Here is a 25,605-nt window from a genome sequence, read left to right as displayed (position 1 = left end):
GCTGCGGCTCTCGATCGGCGTCGTCGGACTCGTTCGGTCCGAGGGGTAGGAATCCTGACTCACAGATGCTATCAATTGTAGACAATCCGACAATGCCGATCGGGTGCTCGAACGCCCCGAGGAGGACCTGTGACTCACCTGACCCAGCTTTCCCCCCTGCTCAAGCAGGCCACCCCGGTGCTCGTCGACCACGGCGAGGGCTCCTATCTGTACGACACCGACGGTCGCCGCTTCCTCGACTTCACCGCCGGGATCGGCGTCACGAGTACCGGTCACTGCCACCCACACGTGGTCGCCGCTGCTCAGGCGCAGGTGGGCTCGCTCATCCACGGGCAGTACACGACCGTCATGCACAAGCCGATGCTCGCCCTCACTGAGAAGCTGGGCAGCGTGCTGCCGGAGGGTCTGGACTCGATCTTCTACTCCAACTCCGGCAGTGAGGCGATCGAAGCCTCGCTCCGGCTGGCACGTCAGGCCACCGGCCGCCCGAACGTCATCGTCTTCCACGGTGGGTTCCACGGCCGCACCGTCGCAGCAGCCACGATGACCACCTCCGGCACGCGGTTCTCTGCCGGATTCTCCCCGCTCATGGGTGGTGTGCACGTGGCTCCCTTCCCGACCGCCTACCGGTACGGCTGGAGCGAGGAGGAAGCCACCGACTTCGCCCTGGCCGAGCTCGACTACATCTTCGCCACCCTCACCTCCCCTGCCGAGACGGCAGCGTTCATCGTGGAGCCGGTACTCGGCGAGGGCGGCTACATCCCGGGCAACACCCGGTTCTTCGCGGGGCTGCGTGAGCGAGCAGACGAGCACGGCATCCTGCTGGTGATGGACGAGATCCAGACCGGATTCGGACGTACCGGCAAGTACTTCGGCCACCAGCATTTCGACGTGGTCCCGGACGTGATCACGATGGCGAAGGGGCTGGCGAGTGGCTTCCCGATCTCGGGGATCGCGGCGTCGCGGGAACTGATGGCCAAGGCGTGGCCGGGCTCGCAGGGCGGCACCTACGGTGGTAATGCCGTGGCCTGTGCCGCCGCGGTGGCCACGTTGGAAGTGATCGAGAACGAGAACCTCGTGGGCAATGCGGCCGAGCGGGGCACCCAGTTGCTGCAGGGTGCACGCGCTGCGGCGACCTCCGCCGTCGGGGATGTGCGTGGGTTGGGCCTGCTGGTGGGCTCGGAGTTCACCACCGACGGCAAGCCCGATACCGCGCGAGCGTCGGCGGCGCAGAAGCTCGCGGCCGAGAAGGGGCTGCTGCTGCTCACCTGCGGGGCGCACATGAACGTGGTGCGGATGATCCCGCCGCTGGTGGTCACCGCCGAGCAGGTGGAGGACGCGCTGGCGATCTGGCGAGAGGTGCTCGCCGCTGTGTAGCTCCACGCGGATGAAATCGACGGTCACACTGCCAACGAGGGCCCGATGGCCAAGCCGTGGCAGTATGACCGTCGATTTCATCCAGCGTCCGATCCGGCTGACTGCGAAGGAATCACCATGGCTCGCTACATCACCATCACCCTCGACTCCCGCGGGGTCACCTGCCGCGCGCGGCTCCTCGAGGACGAAGCGCCCGGCTCGTGCGCTGCCGTGTGGGAGGCACTGCCGCAATCCGGTGCCGCGCTGCACGCCAAGTACGCCCGGAACGAGGTGTACACGCTCGTGCCTCGTCTGACGGCGGCCCCGCACCGGGAGAACCCGACCGTCACCCCGATTCCTGGCGACGTCTGCCTGTTCGACTTCGAACCCTGGGAGATCGGCAACCCCGCCTACGGGTACGAGACCGGGTCCGCCGCACACGCCGAGCAGGGGGCCACCGACCTGGCCATCTTCTACGGTCGCAACAACCTGCTCATCAACGGCGACATGGGGTGGGTGCCAGGCAACGTCTTCGCCACCATCACTGACGGCCTGGACGAGATTGCCGCCGCCTGCAACGACCTGTGGCTGCGCGGGGTCGAGGGGGAGACGCTCAGCTTCGCCCGGGAGTGAGTTCCTCTACCCGCAGTTTCGGTGAGGTTGTCGGCGATCCTGAGCCGGTGATCGACGACAACCTCACCGGCGGTGACCGCGCGATCGATGCGACGCGTTGACGCCGGCGGGACGATAGGCGCATGGATCGACGCCAGGAAGCGCAGCAGTGGGCTCCGGAGCTGCGCGAGTGGGCCAGGACGGAGCAGTTCTCGCAGCCGCTGCGATGGGGCGAGATCGAGGCGGCGATCCTCGAACATGACCTGCCACGGCTGCCGGAGGAGAAGGCCTGGGTGACCGCAATCGGGATCGTGGGGTGGGTCGGTATCGCCCTTCTCGCGATTCCGAGCTTCGGTTCGGCAGTCCTCGGGCTGGTGCTTGTAGCCGTCGGAAGCGCCGCGGAAGGGGCCGCCGAAGCCGAGGGGTGGTTCACGGGTGCGCGCTTCTTCTTCTTTCTCGCAGCGGCCCTGGGTGTGGGGTTCTTCGTGGATTGGTGGAGATCCCGGCGCCGCGCCGCTCTTCAGCTGGTCACCAGCGCACTGATCGCGGCCGGCTCGGGAGCGGCCCTTGTCGTGGTGCTGGCCTCGGACGGTCCACCGCCCGGGTTGCTGCTGCTCGGGTTCATCCTGACTGCGATCGTGTCGGGCGTTCTGGTGTTCATCGCCGGTCTGGTATCCACCCCGGAGGGTCGGCCGAGGAGGCGGCGGCCACCCCGGCGTGGCCCGCGCAGCTCGCGGATACGTGACCGCTGGCGTCGGGGCCGGGACGTGGTGCTGCAGATCCTTCGTCAGCGTCGCCTGGTGGACATCGACGACGATGATCAGGTCAGGCTCAATGAGTTGCCATTGGGATACTGGTCCGAAGTCGAGGGGGTCGACCGGCAGGAGTGGAAGCGGATCCTCGAACTACGGCACGTCGGCTGGCGTGACTTCGATGCCACCGACGCGCGCTGGCCGCAGTAGCTCTGGTCTCAGCCCGCCAGCACCCGCTCCGCGAACCTCGCCACTGCGAGAACCAGATCATCGGAGTGGCGTGGCCCGACGATCTGTAGTCCTACCGGCAGCCCGGCCGACGTCGTCCCGCACGGGATGGAGATCGCCGGTTGCTGGGTCATGTTGAACGGGTACGTGAAGGGCGTCCATTGCGGCCAGCTCGTCAGGTCGCTGCCGGGGGGAACGTTGTGCCCGGCTTCGAATGCGGCGATGGGCATCGTGGGGGTGATCAGCACGTTGTGGGTGCGGTGGAAGGCGCCCATCCGGATCCCCAGCTCAGCGGCCACTGCCCGCGCCTGCAGGAATTGCACCGCCGTGGCATCGAGCCCTGTGTCCCAGACCTTCCCCAGTCCCGGGTCGATACCCTTCCGTGCTCCGGGCATGGTGTTCAGCAGCGTCGCCGCGCCTGCCGCCCACAGCAACTCGAAGGCCTCGATCGGATCCTCGATCTCCGGGTCGGCCTCAGTCACCACCAACCCTGCGCCGGCGAGTGCGTGCACCGCCCGGTCCACCACGGCCGCCACCTCGGGATCCACCTGCGCGAATCCGAGGTCCTTCGAGTACGCCACCCCGAGCCCAGCCACGTCCCGGTTCACTTCTCCGCGATACGTCGACCGCGGCGGGGCGAGTGCGGTCGGGTCGCGGTGATCAGGAAGCACCAGGATGTCCATCAAGAGTGCAGCGTCGTCCACGGTGCGGGTCATCGGTCCCGCGTGCGCCAGCGGCCCGAACGGACTCGCCGGGTACAGCGGAATCCGCCCATGCGTGGGTTTGAGAGCGACGATCCCGCAGAACGATGCTGGGATGCGGACGGAACCTCCGCCGTCAGTACCCACGGAGACCGGCCCCATGCCCGCCGCCACGGCCGCGGCTGAGCCGCCCGAGGAGCCCCCCGCGGTCAGAGCCGGATCCACTGGGTTGCGCGTGATGCCGAATGCGGGGGAGTCGGTGGTGGCCTTCCACGCCAGCTCGGGCGTGGTGGTCTTGCCGAGGAAGACCATGCCGTCCTCCCGCAACCGCGCGGCCACCGGGGAGTCGACCTCCCACGGCTGGTCCGGTGAGACGGCCGCCGACCCGCGCAACGTGGGCCACCCCCGCGTGAGGAAGATGTCCTTGATAGAGATCGGGACGCCGTCGAGCAGCCCCTGCACGTGCCCGGAGTGCCACCGCTGCTCAGACTCACGTGCCTGCGCCAGGGCGCTCTCAGCATCGACCAGGCAGTACGCGTTGAGCTCGTCATCGCGCGCGTCGATCGCCTGGAGGCAGGCCTCGGTGGCCTCCACCGGGCTGAGGGTACCGCTGCCGTAGGCAGTGACCAGCTCGACGGCGGTCATCTCGTTCGGGTTCACGTCTGGCTCCTCGTGGTGGGCACGTAACCGAGCTCGGTATCGACGACGTTGCGCAGCTCTTCCCCCCGCTGCCATCTGCCGAGGTTGTCGGCGAACAGCGTGTCGAGCTCGTCCCGCCAGCCTCGCACGTCTCCGGACTGGTGGGCGCTGATGCTCACGCCCGGCAGGGTCCACAGGGGATGGTCGGCGGGCAGCGGCTCCGGATCGGTCACATCGAGGACCGCCCCGGCGATGGCGCCATCCTCCAGCGCCCGCACCAGGGCGCCGGTGCGGACCAGCTCCCCGCGGCCGACGTTGATCAGCCGCGCATGCTCGCCCATCGCGGCGAACGCCTGCGCATCGAACATCCCGCGGGTGCTCTCGGTCAGCGGTGCCACGGCCACCACCCAGTCGAACTCCGGCAGGGTGCCGAGCAGATCGTCAGTGACGTGTCCGAAGTCCGGATCGTCGGTGATCACGCGCCGCCCGGCCCCGCGCACCTCGATCCCCACCGCGCGCAACAGTCGCGCGATCGAGCGGCCGATCGCACCGGTGCCCACCACCAGCACCCGCTGCCCGGCCACCCGGTCGGACTCGCGATGCTGCCACCGGTGCTCACGCTGGGCGTCCCACGAATCCCGGAACCCCTTGGCGCCGGAGATGATCTGACCGAGCACGTACTCGGCGATTGCGTCGTCGAACACACCGCGTGAGTTGGTCACCATCACGTCGCTGGCGATCAGGTCCTCGAAGAGCACCGGGTCCACACCCGCGGCTGCCACGTGCACCCAGCGCAGCGCATCGGCCGCCGGCCAGGCCTCGCGCAGTGCGTGACTGAGGAAGTGGTGCAGGTACAGCACCTCCGCCCCGGGTAGGGCACCGGCGAGATGGGCCTCATCGGTGAAGGTGACGTCGGCCAGCTCGGAGACCGTATCCAGGCCGGGGGAGCGGGGCTGGGGGCCCTCGTGCAGGACGAGGACGCGGGCTGGCTTGGACACATTGACAACGTATGAGCGGGTCGTACTATTGTCAACAATCCGAATCCGGCGTGGGTTCGTGTTCTCGGGAGGCCGGTATTGGAACTGGACGGCGCGGAGTTCGAAGGACCGCTGGCTCAACGTGGCATCGGAATCATCGCGCCGTTCGACCTGGCGCTGGAACGGGAACTGTGGCGGTGGTGCCCGCTCGAGGTGAGCCTGCATCTGGCGCGCACCCCGTTCGAGCCGGTCCCGGTGAGCCTGGAGATGGCCGAGCGGGTCTCCGATCGCACCCATCTACGGCGCGCCACCCAAGACGTGCTGGGCACCGAGCCCGAAGTCGTGGCCTACCTGTGCAATTCCGGCAGTTTCATCCACGGCCTCGCCTACGAGCGCGGCCTGGTCGAGGCGATCCTGGAGGCGGGTGCTCCTTCCGCGCTCACCACCTCCGGTGCGCTCGCAGAGGCGATCCGGGCGCTGGACCTGAGCAGCATCAGCGTCATCACCCCCTACGACGAGCCCCTCACTCTGCGACTGCACGCTTACCTCGCCGAGCTCGGCGTGGACGTCGTCCGCTCCAACCACCTGGGTCTGGGCGGTGGGATCTGGAAGGTCAACTACCGCACCGTGGCCGAGCGGATCATGGCCGCCGATGCGCCCGAGTCGCAGGCAGTGTTCGTCTCCTGCACGAACCTGCCCACCTACGATGTGATCGACCCGCTGGAACAGCGCCTCGGCAAGCCCGTGCTCACCGCGAACCAGCTGACGATCTGGGCCTGCCTGGCCCGGATGGGACTGCCGATGATGGGGCCAGGGCAATGGCTCAGCTCCGTCTTCGCGCCGTCACCAGAAGGCACGGCCCCCGACGACGGCCTCTCACCCGAGGACGTCCCTCGCCCCGACCACCTGGCACCACCCGTACAGGAACCCCGCCCATGACCACCACCATCGGGTTCATCTACCCCGACCATGCCGCCGAGGACGACTACCCCTACGCCGCCGGGCTGCTCGGGGTACACCTGGCCGTGACCCACATCTACGGCACCGACCTGCACGCCGTCCCTGAACTGCTCGACCTCGGCAGCCCGCAGCGGCTGACCGCCGGCGCCCACCAGCTCGCGGCCGAACACCCGCAGGCCGTGGTGTGGGCCTGCACCTCCGGCAGCTTCGTCTACCGCCCCGACGGCGCAGCTCACCAGGTCCGTCAGCTCGCCGAGGCAGCCGGCGTGCCCGCCTCGAGCACCAGTTTCGCTTTCACCCACGCCTGCCGCGCCCTGGACGTGAGGAAGGTGGCCGTGGCAGCCAGCTACCCCGACGACGTCGCGTCCCTGTTCGTGGATTTCCTCGCCTCCGCCGGGGTTGAGGTGGTCAGCACCAGCAGCGCTGGGATCGACACGGCCGCCGAGGTGGGGCGCCTGAGTGGTGAGCAGGTGCTCACACTCGCCGAGGCGAACGATCACCCCGACGCCGAAGCGTTGCTGATCCCGGACACCGCGATGCACACCCTGCGTGAGATGCCGATGCTGGAGGAGCGGCTGGGCAAACCGGTGCTCACCGCCAACCAGGTGACGGTGTGGGAAGGATTGCGACTGGTGGGCCTGCGGGCTCAGCATCCGGCGCTCGGGGTGCTGTTCGGAGGCGACCGTGCTGCCTGAACCCTCACCTGCGCACCGGATGTCCACTGCCGAGTTGATCGCCGAACAACTGCGATCGGCGATTCTCACCGGCACCCTCGCCCCGGGTGAGCAACTGGGCGAGGCCGAGATCGCGACCCGCTTCGAGGTCTCCCGCGGACCCGTGCGAGAGGCGTTGCAGCGACTGGTCTCCGAGGGGATCGCGCACAGCGTCCGCCATCGCGGGATCTTCGTACCCGAGCTGACCCTGACCGACATGGTGGACGTGTACCGCACCAGGGCCGCGATCGAACGCGGAGCCGGCCGGTTGATCCTCGCCGGTGACCGGGACGCGGCATGGCGGGCTCTGGGTCGCCCACTGCAGGCGATGACCCGTGCCGCTGATCGCGCGGACGCCACCGCCGTGTCCAACGCCGACCAGATCTTCCACGAGGTGTTCGTCGACGCCGCGGACAGCCCGAGGCTGGCCCGGGCGATGCGCACCCTGCTGGTCGAGACCCGGATCTGCCTCGGCGAGCTGCAGACCACCTATCCGGATCTGGCCGAACAGGTCCGCGAGCACGAGGACTGGCGCGAGACCATCCGCACCGGAACGCCCGAGGCGATGGACGCCGTCATCAGCCATCACCTGGACGACGCCGTGCAGCGCCTGCAGGAGAAGCTGGCCAGCTCCTGAGCGCTGCGGGACTCAGGTCCCAGCCGCAACCCGGCCCGACCGGTTACCCTCGGCGGTGTGAACGAGGAGACCGACCCGAGCCCTGAGGCCGCGCCGTCGACCCTCCGCCGTCACGAGGAACGTTTGCTCGGTGGGCCCGGAACGATGACTGTGGAGGAGTTCGCCGCAGCCGCCGAGGTACCGCAGCATCTCGTGCGTAACTACTGGCGTGCCCTCGGGTTCGCTGATGTGCCTGCTGACTCGCGCCCGTTCACCGACGCCGATGTGACGGCATTGCGCGACCTTGTGGACGTCGTCACCGAGGGCGGGATGAGCCTGACCACAGCGCAGGACCTGGTGCGCGCGCTCGGGCACTCCATGGACCGGCTCGTCCTGTGGCAGGTCGAGGCGCTCGTGCAGGACGCGACCGTGCGCTACTCCCTGGACGACGTCAGTGCTCGGCTGGTGGTGCTGGATCGGCTGGTCGAACTGAGTCCGATGCTGCGTGAGCAGCTCGACTACGCCTGGCGGCGCCAGCTCGTGGCGCTGCTCGGCCGGATCGACAAGGACGTCGCCCTGCTCGGCAACGAGGCGCCCGATCCGGGGCAGCTTCCGCTGGAACGAGCCGTCGGTTTCATCGACATCGTCTCCTACACCACGCGTGCGGCCGATATGGACCGGGCCGCGTTGACCACACTGGTTCAGGATTTCGAGACCGTAGCGCGTGACGTCGTCGCCCAGCACGGTGGGCGGGTGGTCAAGACCATCGGTGACGCAGTGCTGTTCGTGGCTGATGACCTGCTCACCGGTGTGCGCACCGCGACGGGGCTGGTGGGGGCGATGGCCGAACGGGACCTGCCGGTGCGCGGGTCGGTGGTGTGGGGGCGCGTCCTGTCACGCTCCGGTGACATCTTCGGTCCGGTGGTGAACCTCGCCTCCCGGCTGACCGATATCGCCGATCCGGGCAGCGTCCTGATGGACGACGTCTCCGCGGCATTGCTCGAAGGCGACTCCACCGCCCAGGGCGTGGTGCTGGAACCCTTGGCCGGCCGCGCCGTTCCGGGACTTGGAGAGGTGCACCCGGTCCTCGTACGCCGTCGGGAAATGAACGAGGGGTGAGCCCCCTCCGCCCTCCCCGGGGAGGGCTCTGACCTGGCGGAACGGAGAAGTCGGCCGGGTCGATCTGGCACGACAGGTGGGCCATGGCATTAGCATGGCAGTGTGACCCGAGTTCTATTAGCAGAAGATGACCCGGCCATTGCCGAGCCGTTGGCCCGGGCGCTGACGCGTGAGGGGTATGACGTGTCGGTGCACGGCACGGGCCGTGGGGCGATCGATGAAGCCAGCCACGCGGACCTGTTCGTGCTCGATCTGGGCCTGCCCGACATGGACGGCCTCGACGTGGCCCGGTGGATCCGGAACCAGGGAATGACCACCCCGATCCTGGTCCTGACCGCGCGCGCGGACGAGGTCGACCTGGTGGTCGGGCTCGACGCCGGCGCCGACGACTACGTGACCAAGCCGTTCCGGCTGGCTGAGCTGCTCGCACGGGTGCGGGCGTTGCTGCGGCGCGCAGGAGCGGACGGGGTGGAATCGGAGGAGATCGGCGCCCAGGACGTCCGGGTGGATGCCGCCGCGCACCGCGCGTTCCAGGGTGAGCGCGAGCTGCAGCTGACGGCCAAGGAGTTCGAGCTGCTGCGGGTGCTGGTGCGTGAGGCCGGCTCGGTCGTCTCGCGGGACACGCTGATGCGGGAGGTATGGGCGTCCGATCCCAACGGATCGACCAAGACCCTCGACATGCACGTCTCGTGGCTGCGCCGCAAGCTTGGCGATGACGCGAACGCGCCCCGCTACATCTCCACCATCCGTGGCATGGGATTCCGGTTCGAGGACGGGGTGAGCTGACCTGCGCCGACGCGTCCTGACGGTCGCGATGGCGGCTGTGACCGTCGCCGTGATCTTCCTCGGACTTCCGATGGGGATCTTCGGGGCGCTCAAGGAGCAGGAGAGCATCCGTCAGAACCTGCAGGTGCGGACCGAGTCGGTGACGCGATCGGTCGAGGGGCGCATCGGGCTGAACGCGCCGGTCGACCAGGACTACCTGGACCGGTGGGTGGACGAGGACTCGGGCACACCGGCCCGGATCACGATCGAGATGCCCAACGGTGAAGTGGTGATCGCCGGGCCGGACGTGGGCCCATCGGACGAGACATTCGCCGCCTCCAGCACCTCACCCTCTGGCGCGCTGGTGGTCTTGGAGGTCAGCGGGTCGTTGCTGTTCTGGCGGGGAGCGCAGGTCGTGTTCCTCGTCACCGGACTGAGTGTGCTGGCCTTCGCGGGGGCAGCCATGGTGGCGTTGCGCCTGGCCCGGCGGCTGGCGGCACCGCTGATCTACCTGGCCGCCAGTGCCGAGCAGATCGGATCCGGGCAGGTCCGGCCGCGCCTGGAACCCTCCGGAGTGGAGGAGATCGACCTCGTTGCCGCCGAGCTGGCGCGGACCTCCGACCGTCTCGCCGGCCGGATCGCCGCGGAACGGCAGTTCGCCGCGAACGTCTCCCACCAGCTGCGCACCCCGTTGACGGCGCTGTCGATGCGACTGGAGGAGATCCAGCTGCTCAGCGAGGACGAGGAGGTCAGGGAGGAAGCGCGCATCTCCCTGGAGCAAGTGGAGCGGCTCGTCCATGTGGTCGACGACCTGCTGAAAGCCTCCCGCAAGGCTGACGGCGGCACCACCGAGGCGCTGCATCTGGACGAGGTCTTCGACCAGCAGCGTGACGAATGGGTGCCCAGCTACACCCGGGTCGGTCGCACGCTCGAGTTCGGAGACGCCCGCGACACCTCGGTGCTGGCGACCCCGGGTGCGCTGGCGCAGGTGCTGGCGACGTTGCTGGAGAACTCACTCAAGTACGGCGAAGGCACCACCTCGGTGCGGGTGCGGCCCTCGAAGTCAGGTGTCGACACCGGAGTGGTGATCGAGGTTGCCGACGAGGGGCCCGGCGTGGCCGACGACCTCGCACCGCGGATCTTCGAACGGCACGTCACCTCCGGCAAAGGCACCGGGCTCGGGCTCGGGCTCGCGCGCGATCTGGTCACTGCCGACGGTGGCCGGCTCGAACTGGCCCAGCGCCGCCCACCGGTGTTCGCGATCTTCCTCAACGCCGTGCCGAAGCGACTGGACCCGGACAAGGTGCTGCCGCCGGGGTCGCTGGTGGTCGTGGGGCGCCGCCGGCGGCGTCGGTGATCGCTGAATTCCCGGTGCGTCGAGTTACGGATGTGGACTCGAACGGGCCGCGGTCTCGCCGGCGGTGAACTCCGTTACGACGGCTTCGCTTCCGGCGGGCTCCGGCGTGATCGGCTCCGAGCTCCGACCTGCCTCGGCAGGCCCGGTGAACACCCAGTACCGGTAGGCGACATAGCGGAACGCGGTGCCCAGCACCAGGCCAACCCCGTTGGCCGAGATGTTGTCCGCGAGGGGCGAGGTGAAGCCCAGCAGGTAGTGCGAGACCGCCAGGCAGCCGACGGCGATCGCCATCCCGATCACGTTGACCACCGCGAACTGCACGAGCTCCTTGCTGCGTGCCGCCGGGGTCTCCTCACTGCGCTTGGCGGCAAAGGCCCAGTACCGGTTGCCCAACCACGCGACCAGCACGGCCACGCTGACCGAGATCACCTTGGCAGTGAGCGGCTTGTGGCCGAGGAGCTCGCCCGGTCCGAACCGCAGCAGGTTCATCAGCCCGGTGTCGACCACGAAGGCGATGAGCCCGACGGTCCCGAATCGGAACAGTTCCCCGATCCAGGTGCGCAGCCGGCGCCAGGTCCCGGCCGTGGGGGCCTTCTGGGCCGTCCGGGCGCGAGCGGAGACGCCATCGGGTGAGTTCATGGCGCCCATCCAGCCAGGATAACTGCCCGGTCCACCCCGAACCGATGACCGGAACGACACGGCTACGGCACTCTGCGGTGCGATGCTGCCGCAATCGACGCATCCATGTCGCTCCGGTCGAGGGTGCCCGCGCCCGCGCCCACCCTGAACGCCTCTGCAGCCAAGGGGCTGGTGCAGTGGGGAGCCGCACGTCAGCTCTGCGTCGCTGGGTGAGTCGCCCGAGTCGGTAGGCTGAGCCCCCATGGGACCAGTCGTAGCCGTGGTAGGGGGCGGACAGCTCGCCCGAATGATGGCCGAGCCCGCCGGGGCGCTGCAGATCCGGCTTCAGGCGCTGGTCGAGGCTGATGATGGCGCCACCGCGCAGGTCGTCCCGTACTCCCAGGTCGGGCGCGCCGACGACGCTGCTGCAGTGGCCCAGATCGTCGAGGGTGCCGATGTGCTCACGTTCGAGCACGAACACGTCCCGCAGCCGGTACTGGCCGACCTCATCTCCCGTGGGGTGAACGTCCAGCCCGGCCCCGAGGCTCTGCGCCACGCCCAGGACAAGATCATCATGCGTCGCCGGATGACCGAGCTGGGCGTGCCGTGCCCGCGATGGACCGCCGTCTCCTCGGCGGCCGAGCTGCGCGAGCAGGACGTCGTGCGATGGCCCCTGGTGGCCAAGACCCCCGTCGGTGGCTACGACGGCAAGGGTGTGCAGGTGCTCGACTCACCTGACGATGCCGAACGGGTCGCCACGTGGTTCGATCACCCGCGCGGTGAGGTGCTGCTCGAGGAACGCGTGGAGTTCCGCCGCGAGCTCGCCGTGCTCGTCGCCCGCCGCCCCACCGGTGAGATGCGTTCTTGGCCGGTGGTCGAGACGATCCAGACCGGTGGCGTGTGCGCGGAGGTTGTCGCTCCCGCGCCCGACATCCCTGACCACGTCGCCCAGGACGCCATCGACGTCGCCGAGAAGATCGCCGAGGGGCTTGGCGTCACCGGCGTGCTGGCGGTGGAGATGTTCGAAGCCTCCGATGGCGTGATCCTCGTCAACGAGCTGGCGATGCGCCCCCACAACAGCGGTCACTTCACCATCGACGCCGCGGTGACGAGCCAGTTCGAGCAGCATCTGCGTGCGGTGCTCGACCTGCCTTTGGGGGAGACCGCCATGACTGCCGAAGTAGCCGTCATGGTGAACCTGCTCGGCTCCGATCTCGAGGACCCCTCGAGCGCCTACCCCCGCCTGATGGCCGAGTACCCCGAGGCCAAGGTGCACCTGTACGGCAAGTCGGTGCGCCCCGGACGCAAACTCGGCCACGTCACGGTGACCGGGACGGACCTGCCCACGGTGCGCCGTCGGGCTCGAGAGGCAGCAGCGCTGCTGGGAGGACGTTGACATGAGCGCGATCGTCGGTGTGGTGATGGGCTCGGACTCGGACTGGCCGGTGATGTCTGACGCCGTGGAGGCGCTCGCCGAGTTCGACGTCGAGGTGGAGGTGGATGTCGTCTCCGCGCATCGGATGCCGCAGGAGATGATCGCCTACGGTGAGCAGGCCGCCGGGCGCGGGCTGCGGGTGATCATCGCCGGCGCCGGGGGCGCCGCGCATCTGCCGGGCATGCTGGCCGCGGTCACGCCACTGCCGGTGATCGGCGTTCCGGTGCCGTTGCGGCACCTGGATGGGATGGACTCGCTGCTCTCGATCGTGCAGATGCCCTCAGGAGTGCCGGTGGCCACGGTCTCGGTGGGCGGGGCCCGCAATGCCGGCCTCCTGGCCGCCCGCATCCTCGGCGCCGGAGCCGATGACGGCGCAGCCCAGCTCCGCGAGAAGATGGGGCAGTTCCAGCAGGGGTTGCGAGAGACAGCGCAGGCGAAGGGCGCCAAACTGCGTGCTTCCCGCGCGCACCGCACCGGTTTCGGCAGCTGAGGTCGCCCGTCGCAGGACACAACTGACGGCTGGGGAGAGAACCGTGCCATTACTGGCACGGCACCGCTGAGCGCCGTCAGTTCTGGACCGGCTCGACGCGACAGTGCGCCCCGGCTCGACGCGACAGCGCGGTCCGCGCGCTGGATCGGCCCGGTAATCGGGCCTGCCGAACGTGCTCAGGCCTCCCGCACCACGTACACCACCTGCGTGGTGGAGGCGATCAGCGTGACGTGATGGTCGTCGTCGGAGTACTCGGCGAGCACCCCGGACTGAGTGGAGACGGCGTGCTGCTCCTCGAACCCTGCCTCCGTGATCGCGTCCTGCGCCGCGCTGCCCTGATCCTCGGCCGCTACCAGTGCCACCCACTCACTCCCGTTGGCGGTGGTGCGCGTGGCTCCGCGGGTCTGGCCCTCGACCACAGGCACGCTCGCGGGGAAGGTCTCCGGCAGGCCGTCGGTGAGATCGAGCCCCTCGACGGCCTCTTCGATCGCATGCTCGACAACGTCACCGGCTTGCTCCTCAATGAACTGGCAGCCCGAGATCGGGAGCGCCAGCGCAACGAGAGCCACGAGGAAGAGTCGGATGCGTGCCGTCATCTGCTCAGGATACGTCGCGTTCCCAGGTGGTCCGGCTAGGGTGCCGCGCGTGAGCGAGCACCAGGGGATGGCGGCGGTTCCGCGCGGACGATTGCGCCTGCTCGATGGCCTGCGCTTCTTCGCGGCGGTGGCTGTGCTGGGCTACCACTACGCCGCGTTCGACCAGGTGGAGGGGCCTGTTTGGGGTGAGCCGGTGGAGGCCGCCACCGCTCGCGTGGGTGTGTGGTTCGGCTACGGGGCGCTCGCCCCGTACCTGTTCTTCGTGATCAGTGGGTTCGTGATCCTCATGACGGCGGAGGGCCGGGGTTGGCGCTACTTCGTCGCCTCCCGCATCTCTCGCCTGTACCCGGCGTACTGGACGGCGGTGCTCGCCACGAGTGCGCTGCTGATCCTGATGTGGAACCCGGGTCGTGCGCCGAGTCCGGGGCAGGTGGCTGTGAACCTGACCATGTGGCAGGCCGCGTTCGAGGTGCCGCACGTGGACGGGGTCTATTGGACACTGTGGGTGGAGTTGAAGTTCTACCTGATCATGGGGCTGCTTGTGGCCCTGGGAGTCACGACCCGGCGGGTGATGTGGTTGGCGGCGCTGTGGCCGCTCGTCGCGTGGGGGCTCGCCGAGTCGGGGATGCCGTGGTTGTGGGACTGGCTGATCTACCGGCATGCGCCGTTCTTCGCCGGCGGGATGGTGCTGTACCTGCTCTACTCGCGTGGTCACACACTGTGGCGATGGCTGGTGCTGCTGGGGAATGTGGCGCTTGCGGTCTGGCACACAGTGCCGGGGCTCAGCGATCAGGTGGAGCAGAACACGCCCTACGCCCTGGATCCATGGGTGCTGGGATCACTGGTGGTGGGGTGCTTCCTGGCGGTCGGGCTGATCTCACTGACGGCGGCAGCACGGGTGGACTGGCGCTGGCTGACCACGGTCGGAGTGCTGACCTATCCGGTGTACCTGCTGCACCAGTACTGGGGGTGGTGGGCCATCGCGGGTCTGCGGGAGACGGTGGGCCCGGTGGTCAGCGTGGTGGCAGCCACGGCGTTGTCGTTGCTGCTCGCATGGCTGGTTCACCGGTTCGTGGAGCGGCCGGTGGGGCCGCGGATGAAGCGCGGGGTGCTGCGGCTGCTGGGGGAGAGGCCGGCGCGGCGGGCGTGAAGGTGGGGCCGCTCAGGTTGCAGTGGTTGGGGCCGCCTGGCCGGGCCCTGCCACGTTCAGACCGGCGGCGGCATCACCCGGGGTGACCTTGCCGTCGATGATCGGCCAGGCGTCGACGGCAAGGTCACCCCGGGTGACGTGGTTGCCGGTATCGATAGGCTGCGCGCGGAGCGTTCGACAGGGCGCCGCAGACCGATCAGGAGGGTATCGATGAGTCAGTGGTACTTCAGCTACCAGGGGGAGCGCACCGGGCCGTTCGAGGATGAGCAGGCGCGTGCGCAGGCGGCCTCCAACTCGAACGGCCATGTGTGGCGTGACGGGTTCGCGGAGTGGTTGCCGATCCACTCGGTACCGGAGCTGGGTGCCGCCGCGACGCCTCCACCGCCGCCGGCCCCGAACTCGAGTTCTGCCCCCGGGTTGCGTCGCTCTGACGAGATCGACTTCCGCATCGTCGGCGAGGACATGCAGTTCGTCGAGATCGAGCTCGACCCGGGCGAGACGGCGATCGCCGAGGCCGGTGCACTCATGATGAAGGATGCCTCGGTGCGGATGGACACCGTCTTCGGCGACGGGTCCGCGGCCGAGGGCGCCGGCGGCGGCTTCATGGACAAAGTGCTCTCGGCCGGAAAGCGCGTTGTCACCGGGGAGTCGCTGTTCACCACCATGTTCACGCACGAGGGTCAGGGGAAGGCCCACGTCTCGTTCGCGGCCCCGTTCCCAGGCACGGTGCTGCCGATCAAGCTCTCCGATCACGGCGGCCGGCTCATCTGCCAGAAGGACAGCTTCCTCGCCGGTGCGCGCGGAGTATCCGTGGGCATCCATTTCCAGCGCAAGGTGATGACCGGCCTGTTCGGTGGCGAGGGTTTCATCATGCAGAAGCTCGAGGGTGACGGCTGGGTGTTCGTCCACGGTGGCGGCACGATGGTCGAGCGGGAGCTGGGTGCGGGCGAGCGCATCGACGTCGACACCGGGTGCGTCATGGCCTACCACGACACTGTGGACATGGACGTGCGCCCGGTCGGTGGCGTGAAGTCGATGTTCTTCGGCGGCGAGGGCGTGTTCCTGGCGACGCTGACCGGTCCGGGCAAGGTGTGGCTGCAGTCGCTGCCGTTCTCCCGCATGGCGGGCCGGATGCTCGCCGCCGCACCGCAGACCGGTGGCCGGGACCGCGGTGAGGGCTCCGTGCTCGGCGGCTTCGGCAACCTGCTGGGCGGGGACAACCGCTTCTGACCGTCGTCCCTTACACCTCCCACCCGAAATCGCTCGACGCTCCTATGTTCTGTCAAGGGGTGTTTGTGGGGTTGTGGTGTTCGAGTTGTCGGTAGATGTCGCGGGCTATGTAGCGTTTGAGGCAGCGGGTGATTTCGCGGTGGGTGCGGCCTTGGGTGGTGCGGCGTTGGGCGTAGGCGCGGGTGTGTGGGTCGTGGCGTAGTCGGGTCAGGACGATGACGTGGAGTGCTCGGTTGAGTTGGCGGTCGCCGTGGCGGTTGAGGCGGTGTCGGTTGGTGGTTCTGCCGCTGGTGGCTGGGATGGGGGCGACGCCGGCGAGCATGGCGAATGCGGCTTCGGAGTGGATGCGTCCGGGGTGGGACCAGGCGCACAGGATTCGTGCGGCCACGATGGGGCCGATGCCGGGCTGATCGAGCAGGTCGGCGCGCATGCTGGTCACGATGTGGTGGATCTGTTTCTTGTACTGGGCCGCTTGTGTGGTCAGGTCTTGGGCGCGGCGGGCCAGGTCGCGCAGGATGGTGATCGTGGTGGTGGTCTCGATGTCTTGACCGGGCCGGGTGCGTAGCCGGGCGGCGGTGGTGATCATCGCGGGCAGTTTCTTGCCGGCGAACTTCGCTCGCAGGGGTTCGGGGGCGGTGATGATGAGGTGGAACACTTGCCGTGCGGCGCGGCCTGCTTCGGTCACGAGGGAGTCTCGGGTGCTCAGCAGGATCGCGAGGGCGTGCCGGTTCCCGCCTGAGCGTGGGGTGGCTAGGTGCTCGCGGGTTAACGCTTCCCGTGCGGCGCGGACTGCGTCGATCGGGTCGGACTTGGCTCCACGGCGGCGCTTGGCCCGTTGCGGGCGGTCGATCTCGATGACCAGCTCACCACGAGCCTGTAGATGTCGGGTCAGACCCGCCCCGTGGGAGCGGGTGCCCTCGATCGCCCACGCCCGTCCACCAGTGGCGGCGCACGGATCGGTCTCGATATCAGCCTCATCCTCACCGCGTAGGGTGGGTATCGACGAACTCGACCAGCTCGGCATACCCCGCCGGGGTGGCCGCGACCTGTACCTGGCCGAGCACCCCACCGGTGCCAGCATCGATGATCGCCGCGGTATGGGTATCGACATGGGTGTCGACCCCGATGACAACCTCGACGAGATCACTCAGACTAGTCATGACGTTTCCTCCACTTCGGAACGGGACGGGACGTTGTTGCTTTCCGGTCCGGTAGGAGAATCGGCAGGACTGTAGATGGGACACGACGGGCGCTACTACGCCCGCCGGTCAAGCTCCTGATCAGGCCAGTCGCTCCGACCGGGCCGGAGGCGGCGACCCGGAGCGGACAAGTCGTGCGAAAGGCACACACGGCCAGTCGATCAGCGAGTCACACTCCAAGCCACCACCCACAGCCCATCACCACCAGGCTGCGAACACCACACTCACAGTCGATCTGGTCGACCAGATCGACGAGCGATTTCAGGGAGGGGAGCCAGATCGACGAGCGATTCCTGCTGGGGGAGCCAGATCGACGAGCGATTCCTGCTGGGGGAGCCAGATCGACGAGCGATTCCGGTGGGGGTCAGGTGAGGCCGAGACGCGGGCCCTCGATCGCGGGGCAGGTGTCCATCACGACGTCCAGCCCGGCCTCGCGCGCCCGGGCGGCTGCCTCCTCGTCGATGACGCCGAGTTGCAGCCAGACGGCCTTCGCGCCGCGGGCAATCGCCTCGTCCACCACACTGCCGGCCAGGTCGGAGTTGACGAAGATGTCGACGACGTCGATCTCGCCCGGGACCTCGGCCAGCGTGGCGTAGCCGGTGGCGTCGTGCACGGTCTCCGCCTTCGGGTGCACGGGGACGATCTCGTGCCCCAGCCCCAGCACGTAGGAGGCGATGCCGTATGCCGTGCGCCTGCGGTTGGCGGATAGCCCGACGACGGCCCACCGGCCGGGCGTACGTAGGAGCCGTTCGATCGTGGCCGGGTCATTGGTGTGGGTGCTCATGCCTCAGGGAACACCTGCGGTGGCTCCGATGATTCCCGCCGCGGACCCAGGTACTCAGTATTCCTGCAGATCGTCCTCAGTGACCGTGCCATCGGCGACCGCCTCGAAGAACACCGGCGCGAGGTCCGGATCGAGCAGCACCGTGGACCCCACCCCACCGGGCCGGTAGTCGAGGTTCGCCACCGGGGGAGTGCCGCGAACGCCGTCGGGGCCGGTGGCATTGCGGAACGCGAGGGCCATCTGCCCCAGGTCGATGATGCCGGTGCCCTCCGAGACCTGCAGCGCCCCGAGACCGGCGCTGATGAGCCGCACCTGCTCGCCGGGCCGGAACGCCAGGGAGGGATCGACCACGGCGTCGGAGACGGCGCTGATCACCTGCTGCTGGCGCTGGGTGCGGCCGATGTCGCCGAGTGGGTCGGCCTTGCGCATCCGCGCGAACGCCAGCGCGGTGTCACCGTCGGCCATGTGACAGCCGGCCTCCCAGACCAGGTCGGAGTCGGGGTCGTCGACGTCGTAGTCCAGGCAGAGCTCGACACCACCGACCGCGTCGACCACGTCGGCCACCCCGCCCATGCCGATCTCGACGTAGTGGTCCACCTCGATACCGGTCAGCGTCTGCACCGAGTCCACGAGCAGGCCGGGGCCGCCGTAGGCGTAGGCGGCGTTGATCTTGTTCGGGCCGTATCCGGGGATGTCCACGAAGGTGTCGCGGGGGATGGAGATCAGCGACGCTGTGCCGCTCGGTGGCGCGGTGAGCAGGATGATCGTGTCGGTGCGCTCGCCCCCGGTGGTGTCACCGGTCAGGCCGGAATCCTCCCGTGAGTCCGAGCCGGCGAGCAGGTAGGTCGTCCCGTCGGTGCTGAGGTCGTCGTTCGTGGCTGCCACGTGATTGATCTGGGAGTTCGCCCACACCAGCAGCCCGATTGGCCATGCGAGCACCAGCACCAGCAGCAACGCTACGACGGTGAGGATGCGACGGCGACGCACCCGACGCCGTCGGGACGGTCCGCTTGGCCCACCGGGACCACTTGAGCCACCAGGGCCACGGGGCCCCCCGGGTGGGGGTGCGTGCCGTTCCGGCGTGACGGCCGGGGCATGACGCACCGGACGGGCAGGCGGTGCCTCACTGACGGGCATGGCCCGGGTGCGGTCGACGGGCGGCCGGGCTGCGCCGTCGGCGGGCTTGCCACCGGGCGAGAAGCTCGGCGGACGTGCGGAGGTGCGGCGCACCTGCCCCGCCGCTGGGGCTCCGGCGGGGGCCGCGGGCTTGCGTGGCGGGACCTGGCGGGGTGGTTCGGATGATGTGCCCGGATCCCCGGAGATTGGGCGTGCCGACCCGCCTTCCCGGGCCCGGCTCTTCCCGCCGCTGCGGGGGCGACGCCCGGGCGCGCGCCGTGGTTCGTCGGCGAACGGGTCGTCCGTCATGCTCGCTCAGCTCCTCGATCGTTCCCGTCCCGCGGCAGCACGAGGGTAGCGGGCTGGTCTGGGTATGGCGCCCAGGGCGCGCGGGTGGTTCCTATCCTGCCCACGACGGCGCCCCCTCGCTGTGTGGGAGAGTCACCCGTCCGTGGGGCTGGGTGCGGTGTGCCCGGGCGTTGATCGCCCTGGCCCCTCACGTGCCTGCGCCGGGTGTGGTTTCGGGCGGACTCTCGGTCTGCTCGGGCTCGGGTGGCAGGGCCATCGGTTCGTCGGCGCGGATCGAGTCCCAGAGGTCCTCTGAGAGGTCGTTGGGGTGGACGCGGGCGCCGGCCCAGTCGTAGGGCATGGTCACGAAGGTCACGTCGCCCTGGTCGATCTCGCGCAGCGAGTACGCGAGGCCGGCCATCGTGGTGAGATCGCCGATCTTGTCGCCGGTGATCAACGAGGATGTGGCGGCTCGCAGGAACTGGAACAGTTCACCGAAGTCGGTCATGACGTTTCGCTCGAGCACCTGATCGACCATATTCGTCAGCAACTGCTGCTGACGGTCGATGCGGCCGATGTCCGAACCATCCCCGAGGCCGGGGCCCTTCCTGGCCCGCGCGACGGCCAGGGCGGCTTCGCCGTCGAGGGTGTGGCAGCCGGCGGTGACGTCGAGGTTGGCCTGCACGGAGGACATGTCTTGTTCGAAGCACATATCCACCCCGCCGATGGCGTCGACCATGCCGCGAAAACCTGCCATGTCAACCACGACGAAGTCGTCAACCGGGATCTGGGTCATCGACTCGAAGGTCTTCAAGGTGCAGGCGGCTGCGTATCCGATGTGCCCGGTCGAGCCGCCGAGGGAGAACGGGACGTTCCACATGCGCTGGTGCTCCGGCCAGCCTTGGCCGGTCAGGCGAGCACGGGTTTCGCGTCCGTCAGGGAGCCGGCAACTCGGGATATCGACGACGAGGTCGCGGGGGATAGAGACGACGTCCACGCGGGAGCGATTCGCGGCGACGTGCACAAGCAGCGTGGTGTCGGCGCGCATACCAGGGGCATCGCCACCGCCGAGCTCGGCGTTCTCCTCCCCATCACGGGAGTCGGTGCCCATGATGAGCAGGTTGACGGCGCGCCCGTCGAGGGAATCATTGGGGCCTTGAGAGTCCGTGGCCTCGACGGTGGGGCGGTCGGTGCCCAGGATCGGGTCGAGCTCGTGCTGCTCGATCCCGCCCTGCAATGACCGGTAGACGAAGCCGGCACCGGTGCCCGTGAACGCAACGAGGAACAGCGCCGTCACGAGGGTGATGCGGAGGGCTCGGTGCTGGCGTGGAGCGTGTCGGCTGTGGCGTGGTGCTTCAGAGCGCGGCGCGGCAGCGGGCATCAGGGCTTCGGGCTCTATCCGGCAGTGCCGGCCGTCGCTGCGTCGCCGGCCGTGTCACCTGTGGTGTCGGCGGTCGCGTCTTCGGTTCCGGGATCCGTCCCGGTCTCACCCTCGGGCTCGCCGGTGGCGTCCGGGTCGGGCGGCAGGGCCATGGGCTCGTCGGCCCGGATGGAGGCCCACAGCTCCTCGGAGAGGTAGTTGGGGCGCACCCGGTTGCCGGCCCAGTCGAAGGGCATGGTGGCGAAGTTGACCTCGTCCATCTTGATCCCGCGCAGCGAGTACGCCAGGCCCGCCATGGTGGTGAGGTCGCCGATCTGGTCGCTCGTGGTCAGCGAGGATGTGGCGGCTCGCAGGAACTGGAACAGCTCCCCGGAGTCGGTCATGATGTTGCGCTCGAGCACCTGCTCGACCATGTTCGTCAGCAGTTCCTGCTGCCGGTCGATGCGGCCGATGTCGGAGCCGTCGCCGAGTCCCACACCCTTGCGGGCTCGTGCAACGGCCAGGGCGGTCTCGCCGTCGAGGGTGTGGCAGCCGGCGGTGATGTCGAGCTTGGCCTCTTCGGAGTACATATCCTCCTCGAAGCACATGTCCACCCCGCCGATGGCGTCGACCATGTCCTTGAACCCGGCCATGTCGACCACCACGAAATCGTCGATGCGGATCTGGGTCATCGTCTCGACCGTGCGGATGGTGCAGGCGGCCGCGTATCCGACGTCACCGGTGCTGCCTCCGAGAGCGAAGGCGGCGTTGAACATCGCGTCGTACTGCTCGTAGGTGGAGGTGCCGTCCGGCAGTGGGCAGCTCGGGATCGTCACGAGCAGGTCGCGGGGGATGGAGACGACGTCTACGCGGGAACGGTCGGCGGAGATGTGCATCAGGAGCGTGGTGTCGGAGCGCATGCCCTCGACACTGTTCGCGCCGCCGCCGAGGTCGGCGTTCTCCTCCCCGACGCGGGAGTCCGTGCCCATCACGAGGATGTTGATGGCCTGCCCGCCGAGTGCATCGTCGGGATTCGACGGTTCGGTGGACTCCACTGTCGGGCGGTCGGTGCCGAGGATGTCGTCGATGTCGTGCTGCTCGATCCCGCCCTGCAGCGACTGGTAGGCGAGTGCGGCACCGGTGCCGGTGAACGTCACCATGAACAGAGCCGCCACCAGCACGACGCGCAGTGCCCGGTGCGTGCCGGGTGCCCGTCTGCTGTGCCGCGGCCCCCGGGCGGCTCGGGTCTCAGTAGTCGACATCCCCTCGATCGTAAACACTCCCGGTCCGAGAAGGGCGAACGGAGAGCGAGCGAACTGGGGAGGTTGTGTGCAGACGTGTGAACCGACCACACCGCTCCTCGGGCCGAATAATCGACCCCTGAACCGTTCAAGGGTCGATTATTCGGCCCCTGGGAGGGGCGGCGTGGGCCCGCGGGCGGCCCGCGACGGGTTAGCAGCCCGCGCAGATCAGCACTCCGGCAACTCCACGATCCGCGCCGTCCCTCCTTCGGCGATCACCTGTGAACCCGGCACCTCCACCTGGTCGAGCACCCCGTAGCGGTGATCGACCTGGTACGGCTCGCTGTCTTGGTACAGGTACGCCACCCCGAGCCCGTCCAGCGCGTCGCACAGGCCTGAGTCTGCGGTAGGGTCCCACGCCCCGCCCTCGGCGATCTCGGCGAAGCCGGCCAGCACGGCCTCCTGCTCGTCGGTGAGTACCTGCCCTGCCACCGGGAACACCACGTCCACCCCGTACATCGAGTACAGCAGCGGCGCCCCCGAGAACGGGTTCCCCAGCACCGCGCCGCCCCCGAGCCGGGCTCCCGCCTCCTCTTGCATCGTCACCTCCTCGGCGGTCACGAACCGCGGGTGGGTACCCGGCGCGAGCCCATACACATCGGCGGTGCGCCCGGCCGTGTGCACCGAGGAGGTCACCACCATCGTCCCCACCAGCCCGACAGCCACCGCCGCGGCCGCGAGCCGCAGCGCAAGGTGCCCGGGCCGGTCGACCAGCCGACGCACCAACCCCGCCCCGGCGAGCAGCGCCACCACCCCGAGCGGCACGGTCACCATCGCCGCCACCACGCTCAGCCGTGCCGTGCTCGTGTACCAGAGCCCGGAGATCCCCACCGGCCCGCCGAGCGCCGCGTCCAGGTACAGCGCCCACACCACCAGCAGCATCCCGGCCACCCACGGCCGCCGCCGCAGCAGCCACGCACCCACGGGCGCGCCGATCATCAACGCCGCCGTGACCGGGTGCGCCCACAGGTCATACCACCCCGTGACCACCTCGGCCAGCGCCACACCCGCCGGATCCGCCCCGAGCCCCTCATAGCCGGTCACCATCGCCGCGAGCGGGGAGTGGCGCAGCCCCGCCACCACCCCGGCCGTCACCACGGCTACACCCGCAGGAACCCCGACGGCGACCCCTCGTCGTCCCTGACCCCACCAGTGCCGTACGCCTCGCCCGAGTGCCCACACCCCGGCGGGCAGTAGCAGCGCCGCCAGGGCGAGCGTTGCGTTCGGATGGGTCAGGCCCAGTCCGGCGGCCGCGATGAGCAGCACCACCACGGCGCCCGCGGTCGCGTTCGTGGAGCGCGGACGGTCCCGCACCAGCCATCGCAAGGCCAAAGCCAGCACGCCGGGAACCATCGCCAGTGCGGCCGCGTTCGGCACATGCCCCCACCCCACCCAGAGCGTGGTGGGGGAGGCCGTCACCAGCCCAGCGGCGACGGCGACCCCCGCCATCGCGGGCCGGCTCCCCGGGGCGAGCTCGCGCACCAGGGCGACCAAGCCCACCACCCACGGCAGCGCGGAGGTGAGGGAGGCGCAGAGGGTGAGTACCGCCGTCGGGGTGGAGGCGGGGATGAGCGCGGCGAAGGCGTGCCAGGCGGCCGGGTAGACAGCGGCCTCGCCGGATCCGTAGGAGAGGGCGCCGAGGGTCAGGGAGGAGGCAGACCCAGTTTCGTCGATCAGGCGCAGTGCCCCCAGGTGAAAGACCGCGTCCCAGCGTTGCAGCACGTGCTGCGGCGCCCCGGCCCCCACCCACACGGGGATCAGCGTGAGCAGCACCCCGGCGAGCAGCGCCGCCCACACCATCACCCCGATCCGGCCGGGTTGCGGCGTATCGGTGCGAGGCTGGATCGCATTCAGTGCTCGCATGCCGAGCGCCGCCCCGATCGCGGCGATCGTGCCTCCGGCGGCAGCGAGTAACCCCCAGCGCAGGCCGAGAGCGCCGGCCGCGATCGCCGCGACCCCGTAGATCGCGAACGTCACGGCGGGTGCGGCCGCGAACAGCGACAGCCCCCGTACCCCCACCAGCCGCAACGCCAGCGTGCCGGGCACGTACAGCAGCAGCGCGCCGAAGGTGAATGCTGCCAGTGACCACAGCACCGTCAGCACGATCATGAGGGCCGGTCCGGGCCCTCATCCAGGCCGGCGGCCGGTGGCTCCACGGGACCGTCATCGTGGGACATGTCCTCGCCGGGGGAGGCCGCCGTCGGCAACCCGGCCTGCTCCTGACGCACCTGCGTCAACGCGATGGTGCGGGTGAGCTCAGTGATGCGCCGGTCCTGCTGCTTCATCCGCCGGTAGCTGGTGGCGATGAAGGAGAGGAATGCGATCACCAGTGCGTACAGCAGCAGGTCTGTGCCACGGCCGACTCCGACGAGCGCCGCCAACTGCGACAACCACGTCGGGTACAGGATCGCGCTCGCCGTCACCACCACGAATGCGGCGAGCAGCACTCGGCGGATCGCCTGGTGTCGGGCGTCGGCGGTGGAGCGCGTGAGCAGCACCGTCACCACTGCCACGCCGATCAGCAGCAGCAGCTGGATCCAGATCTGGTCCGTCACTTGAACATCAGCTCCACCAGGATGTTCACCGAGTTCCACAAGGACTGGCCTTTGCCCTTGGAGTAGTCGGTGTAGAGCACGTGCACCGGGTGCTCGGTCCACGGTAGCCGGGTGCGGCCCAGCTGCAGCACGATCTCGGAGGCATGTGCCATCCGGTCCTGGCGCAGCTGCACGCCGGCGGCGGCGTCCCGGCGGATCACCCGCAGGCCGTTGTGCGCATCGGTCAGCCGCAGCCCGGTCGACTGGTTGGTCACCCACACGGCCGTCTTGAGCACGATCCGCTTCAGCAGCCCGGCCTTGGTCCGGTTGTCGAGGAATCGGGAGCCGAACACCACCGCGAGGTCCTCCTCGCGCGCCCGGCGCACCATGTCGGCGGCGTCGGAGACCTGATGCTGCCCGTCCGCGTCGAAGGTCACCAGGTACCGCGCGTCAGTCTGGGTGAGGACGAAGTCGATTCCCGTCTGCAGGGCCGCACCCTGCCCCAGGTTCGTGGCGTGCCGGATCACGGTGGCACCGGCGGCCTCGGCCACCGCGGCGGAGGAGTCGGTGGAGCCGTCGTCGACGCAGACGATGTGGCCGAACGTGGGCAGGGCCCCGGCGATCACCTCACCCACCACGCGGGCCTCGTTGTACAGCGGCACCACGAGCCAGGTGTCGTCGTGGGTGGGCATGGCGACATTCTGGCAGG

The 25,605-nt window shown here is 69.2% G+C and carries 26 protein-coding genes; 13 read left to right on the top strand and 13 right to left on the bottom strand.

The genetic code is table 11. The features are described from left to right. Positions 1 to 138: 138 nt before the first annotated feature. The 3 genes from IM660_RS14265 to IM660_RS14255 all read left to right on the top strand — a co-directional run bounded on the left by IM660_RS14265 (position 139) and on the right by IM660_RS14255 (position 2,930). Positions 139 to 1,377 (top strand): aspartate aminotransferase family protein, encoded by a 1,239-nt coding sequence (locus IM660_RS14265; RefSeq protein WP_193499429.1) that lies wholly within the window; start codon positions 139 to 141, stop codon positions 1,375 to 1,377. A 117-nt stretch (positions 1,378 to 1,494) separates the two neighbouring features. Continuing rightward, positions 1,495 to 1,989, top strand: a complete 495-nt coding sequence (locus IM660_RS14260) for a DUF3830 family protein (protein ID WP_193496468.1) — start codon at positions 1,495 to 1,497, stop codon at positions 1,987 to 1,989. A gap of 122 nt (positions 1,990 to 2,111) precedes the next feature. Further along, a complete protein-coding gene (locus IM660_RS14255) occupies positions 2,112 to 2,930 on the top strand; it encodes a hypothetical protein (RefSeq protein WP_193496466.1) in 819 nt (272 codons plus the stop codon). An 8-nt stretch (positions 2,931 to 2,938) separates the two neighbouring features. On the opposite strand, the gene IM660_RS14250 is transcribed toward IM660_RS14255, so the two are convergent. Together IM660_RS14250 and IM660_RS14245 are read right to left on the bottom strand one after the other, a co-directional pair. Continuing rightward, positions 2,939 to 4,309 (bottom strand): amidase, encoded by a 1,371-nt coding sequence (locus IM660_RS14250; protein ID WP_246464962.1) that lies wholly within the window; start codon positions 4,307 to 4,309, stop codon positions 2,939 to 2,941. Beyond that, positions 4,306 to 5,286: a D-2-hydroxyacid dehydrogenase gene (locus IM660_RS14245; RefSeq protein ID WP_210768989.1), complete on the bottom strand. Its 981-nt coding sequence runs from the start codon at positions 5,284 to 5,286 to the stop codon at positions 4,306 to 4,308. Before IM660_RS14245 ends, IM660_RS14250 begins: the two co-directional genes overlap by 4 nt. A 78-nt stretch (positions 5,287 to 5,364) precedes the next feature. On the opposite strand from IM660_RS14245, the gene IM660_RS14240 reads away from it, so the two are divergent. The 6 genes from IM660_RS14240 to IM660_RS14215 all read left to right on the top strand — a co-directional run bounded on the left by IM660_RS14240 (position 5,365) and on the right by IM660_RS14215 (position 10,795). Continuing rightward, entirely contained in the window at positions 5,365 to 6,204 is an 840-nt protein-coding gene (locus IM660_RS14240) for a maleate cis-trans isomerase family protein (protein ID WP_193496464.1), read from the top strand. Continuing rightward, positions 6,201 to 6,920: a maleate cis-trans isomerase family protein gene (locus IM660_RS14235; protein ID WP_193496462.1), complete on the top strand. Its 720-nt coding sequence runs from the start codon at positions 6,201 to 6,203 to the stop codon at positions 6,918 to 6,920. Before IM660_RS14240 ends, IM660_RS14235 begins: the two co-directional genes overlap by 4 nt. A gap of 19 nt (positions 6,921 to 6,939) precedes the next feature. Then, positions 6,940 to 7,575: a GntR family transcriptional regulator gene (locus IM660_RS14230; RefSeq protein WP_193496460.1), complete on the top strand. Its 636-nt coding sequence runs from the start codon at positions 6,940 to 6,942 to the stop codon at positions 7,573 to 7,575. Positions 7,576 to 7,632: 57 nt separating this feature from the next. Next, entirely contained in the window at positions 7,633 to 8,673 is a 1,041-nt protein-coding gene (locus IM660_RS14225) for an adenylate/guanylate cyclase domain-containing protein (RefSeq protein WP_193496458.1), read from the top strand. Positions 8,674 to 8,775: 102 nt separating this feature from the next. Then, a complete protein-coding gene (locus tag IM660_RS14220) occupies positions 8,776 to 9,459 on the top strand; it encodes a response regulator transcription factor (RefSeq protein ID WP_159619898.1) in 684 nt (227 codons plus the stop codon). 28 nt (positions 9,460 to 9,487) lie between these two features. Continuing rightward, positions 9,488 to 10,795, top strand: a complete 1,308-nt coding sequence (locus IM660_RS14215; RefSeq protein WP_343072007.1) for an ATP-binding protein — start codon at positions 9,488 to 9,490, stop codon at positions 10,793 to 10,795. A gap of 24 nt (positions 10,796 to 10,819) precedes the next feature. Here IM660_RS14215 and IM660_RS14210 read toward each other — a convergent pair whose 3' ends face one another. Further along, complete coding sequence (locus IM660_RS14210; protein WP_246464961.1) at positions 10,820 to 11,443, bottom strand: GtrA family protein; 624 nt, start codon at positions 11,441 to 11,443, stop codon at positions 10,820 to 10,822. A 232-nt stretch (positions 11,444 to 11,675) separates the two neighbouring features. Between IM660_RS14210 and IM660_RS14205 the strand changes: the two genes are divergently transcribed. Both IM660_RS14205 and purE read left to right on the top strand, forming a co-directional pair. Further along, complete coding sequence (locus tag IM660_RS14205; RefSeq protein ID WP_193496456.1) at positions 11,676 to 12,809, top strand: 5-(carboxyamino)imidazole ribonucleotide synthase; 1,134 nt, start codon at positions 11,676 to 11,678, stop codon at positions 12,807 to 12,809. Between the two features lies 1 nt (position 12,810). After that, positions 12,811 to 13,338 carry a 5-(carboxyamino)imidazole ribonucleotide mutase gene (gene purE / locus IM660_RS14200; protein WP_193496454.1) on the top strand — a complete coding sequence of 176 codons (528 nt, stop codon included), beginning with the start codon at positions 12,811 to 12,813 and terminating at the stop codon, positions 13,336 to 13,338. A 176-nt stretch (positions 13,339 to 13,514) separates the two neighbouring features. Here the strand turns inward: purE and IM660_RS14195 are convergent, their stop codons facing one another. Continuing rightward, a complete protein-coding gene (locus IM660_RS14195; protein WP_193496452.1) occupies positions 13,515 to 13,934 on the bottom strand; it encodes a hypothetical protein in 420 nt (139 codons plus the stop codon). A gap of 49 nt (positions 13,935 to 13,983) precedes the next feature. Here IM660_RS14195 and IM660_RS14190 point away from each other — a divergent pair, with 49 nt between their 5' ends. After that, positions 13,984 to 15,084, top strand: coding sequence for an acyltransferase family protein (locus tag IM660_RS14190; protein WP_193496450.1), 1,101 nt, complete (start codon positions 13,984 to 13,986; stop codon positions 15,082 to 15,084). A gap of 210 nt (positions 15,085 to 15,294) precedes the next feature. Beyond that, positions 15,295 to 16,314: a TIGR00266 family protein gene (locus tag IM660_RS14185; RefSeq protein ID WP_193496448.1), complete on the top strand. Its 1,020-nt coding sequence runs from the start codon at positions 15,295 to 15,297 to the stop codon at positions 16,312 to 16,314. A gap of 52 nt (positions 16,315 to 16,366) precedes the next feature. Here the strand turns inward: IM660_RS14185 and IM660_RS14180 are convergent, their stop codons facing one another. From IM660_RS14180 to IM660_RS14145, 9 genes are all read right to left on the bottom strand, one after another. Next, complete coding sequence (locus IM660_RS14180) at positions 16,367 to 17,338, bottom strand: transposase (protein ID WP_210768988.1); 972 nt, start codon at positions 17,336 to 17,338, stop codon at positions 16,367 to 16,369. Further along, positions 17,295 to 17,474, bottom strand: a complete 180-nt coding sequence (locus IM660_RS19755) for a hypothetical protein (RefSeq protein WP_210768987.1) — start codon at positions 17,472 to 17,474, stop codon at positions 17,295 to 17,297. The genes IM660_RS14180 and IM660_RS19755 overlap by 44 nt, the downstream gene beginning before the upstream one ends. Positions 17,475 to 17,877: 403 nt before the next feature. After that, positions 17,878 to 18,297, bottom strand: a complete 420-nt coding sequence (locus tag IM660_RS14175) for a CoA-binding protein (RefSeq protein WP_193496446.1) — start codon at positions 18,295 to 18,297, stop codon at positions 17,878 to 17,880. Positions 18,298 to 18,351: 54 nt separating this feature from the next. Further along, positions 18,352 to 19,722 carry an LCP family protein gene (locus tag IM660_RS14170; RefSeq protein ID WP_193496444.1) on the bottom strand — a complete coding sequence of 457 codons (1,371 nt, stop codon included), beginning with the start codon at positions 19,720 to 19,722 and terminating at the stop codon, positions 18,352 to 18,354. A 187-nt stretch (positions 19,723 to 19,909) separates the two neighbouring features. Next, positions 19,910 to 20,998, bottom strand: a complete 1,089-nt coding sequence (locus IM660_RS14165; protein WP_193496442.1) for an LCP family protein — start codon at positions 20,996 to 20,998, stop codon at positions 19,910 to 19,912. 98 nt (positions 20,999 to 21,096) lie between these two features. Next, a complete protein-coding gene (locus tag IM660_RS14160; protein ID WP_193496440.1) occupies positions 21,097 to 22,323 on the bottom strand; it encodes an LCP family protein in 1,227 nt (408 codons plus the stop codon). Positions 22,324 to 22,530: 207 nt separating this feature from the next. Then, complete coding sequence (locus IM660_RS14155) at positions 22,531 to 24,471, bottom strand: DUF6541 family protein (RefSeq protein ID WP_193496438.1); 1,941 nt, start codon at positions 24,469 to 24,471, stop codon at positions 22,531 to 22,533. Continuing rightward, positions 24,468 to 24,917, bottom strand: coding sequence for a DUF2304 domain-containing protein (locus IM660_RS14150; protein ID WP_246464960.1), 450 nt, complete (start codon positions 24,915 to 24,917; stop codon positions 24,468 to 24,470). Before IM660_RS14150 ends, IM660_RS14155 begins: the two co-directional genes overlap by 4 nt. Continuing rightward, positions 24,914 to 25,588: a glycosyltransferase family 2 protein gene (locus IM660_RS14145; RefSeq protein ID WP_210768986.1), complete on the bottom strand. Its 675-nt coding sequence runs from the start codon at positions 25,586 to 25,588 to the stop codon at positions 24,914 to 24,916. The genes IM660_RS14150 and IM660_RS14145 overlap by 4 nt, the downstream gene beginning before the upstream one ends. Positions 25,589 to 25,605 lie beyond the last annotated feature (17 nt).

This window comes from Ruania alkalisoli (assembly GCF_014960965.1).
GTDB lineage: Bacteria > Actinomycetota > Actinomycetes > Actinomycetales > Beutenbergiaceae > Ruania > Ruania alkalisoli.
The sequence above is the reverse complement of the archived record's forward strand: the minus strand, read 5'-3'. Positions and strand labels throughout refer to the sequence as shown.

What these genes read in the sequence shown, in the direction of transcription:
- IM660_RS14210 (WP_246464961.1), bottom strand. Translation starts at nt 11,443, where the DNA reads ATGGGCGCCATGAACTCACCCGATGGCGTCTCCGCTCGCGCCCGGACG.
- IM660_RS14215 (WP_343072007.1), top strand. Translation starts at nt 9,488, where the DNA reads ATGGCGGCTGTGACCGTCGCCGTGATCTTCCTCGGACTTCCGATGGGG.
- IM660_RS14185 (WP_193496448.1), top strand. Translation starts at nt 15,295, where the DNA reads ATGAGTCAGTGGTACTTCAGCTACCAGGGGGAGCGCACCGGGCCGTTC.
- IM660_RS14145 (WP_210768986.1), bottom strand. Translation starts at nt 25,588, where the DNA reads ATGCCCACCCACGACGACACCTGGCTCGTGGTGCCGCTGTACAACGAG.
- IM660_RS14170 (WP_193496444.1), bottom strand. Translation starts at nt 19,722, where the DNA reads ATGACGGACGACCCGTTCGCCGACGAACCACGGCGCGCGCCCGGGCGT.
- IM660_RS14230 (WP_193496460.1), top strand. Translation starts at nt 6,940, where the DNA reads ATGTCCACTGCCGAGTTGATCGCCGAACAACTGCGATCGGCGATTCTC.
- IM660_RS14235 (WP_193496462.1), top strand. Translation starts at nt 6,201, where the DNA reads ATGACCACCACCATCGGGTTCATCTACCCCGACCATGCCGCCGAGGAC.
- IM660_RS14160 (WP_193496440.1), bottom strand. Translation starts at nt 22,323, where the DNA reads ATGTCGACTACTGAGACCCGAGCCGCCCGGGGGCCGCGGCACAGCAGA.
- IM660_RS14255 (WP_193496466.1), top strand. Translation starts at nt 2,112, where the DNA reads ATGGATCGACGCCAGGAAGCGCAGCAGTGGGCTCCGGAGCTGCGCGAG.
- IM660_RS14175 (WP_193496446.1), bottom strand. Translation starts at nt 18,297, where the DNA reads ATGAGCACCCACACCAATGACCCGGCCACGATCGAACGGCTCCTACGT.
- purE (WP_193496454.1), top strand. Translation starts at nt 12,811, where the DNA reads ATGAGCGCGATCGTCGGTGTGGTGATGGGCTCGGACTCGGACTGGCCG.
- IM660_RS14195 (WP_193496452.1), bottom strand. Translation starts at nt 13,934, where the DNA reads ATGACGGCACGCATCCGACTCTTCCTCGTGGCTCTCGTTGCGCTGGCG.
- IM660_RS14180 (WP_210768988.1), bottom strand. Translation starts at nt 17,338, where the DNA reads ATGCCGAGCTGGTCGAGTTCGTCGATACCCACCCTACGCGGTGAGGAT.
- IM660_RS14155 (WP_193496438.1), bottom strand. Translation starts at nt 24,471, where the DNA reads ATGATCGTGCTGACGGTGCTGTGGTCACTGGCAGCATTCACCTTCGGC.
- IM660_RS14205 (WP_193496456.1), top strand. Translation starts at nt 11,676, where the DNA reads ATGGGACCAGTCGTAGCCGTGGTAGGGGGCGGACAGCTCGCCCGAATG.
- IM660_RS19755 (WP_210768987.1), bottom strand. Translation starts at nt 17,474, where the DNA reads ATGACTAGTCTGAGTGATCTCGTCGAGGTTGTCATCGGGGTCGACACC.
- IM660_RS14260 (WP_193496468.1), top strand. Translation starts at nt 1,495, where the DNA reads ATGGCTCGCTACATCACCATCACCCTCGACTCCCGCGGGGTCACCTGC.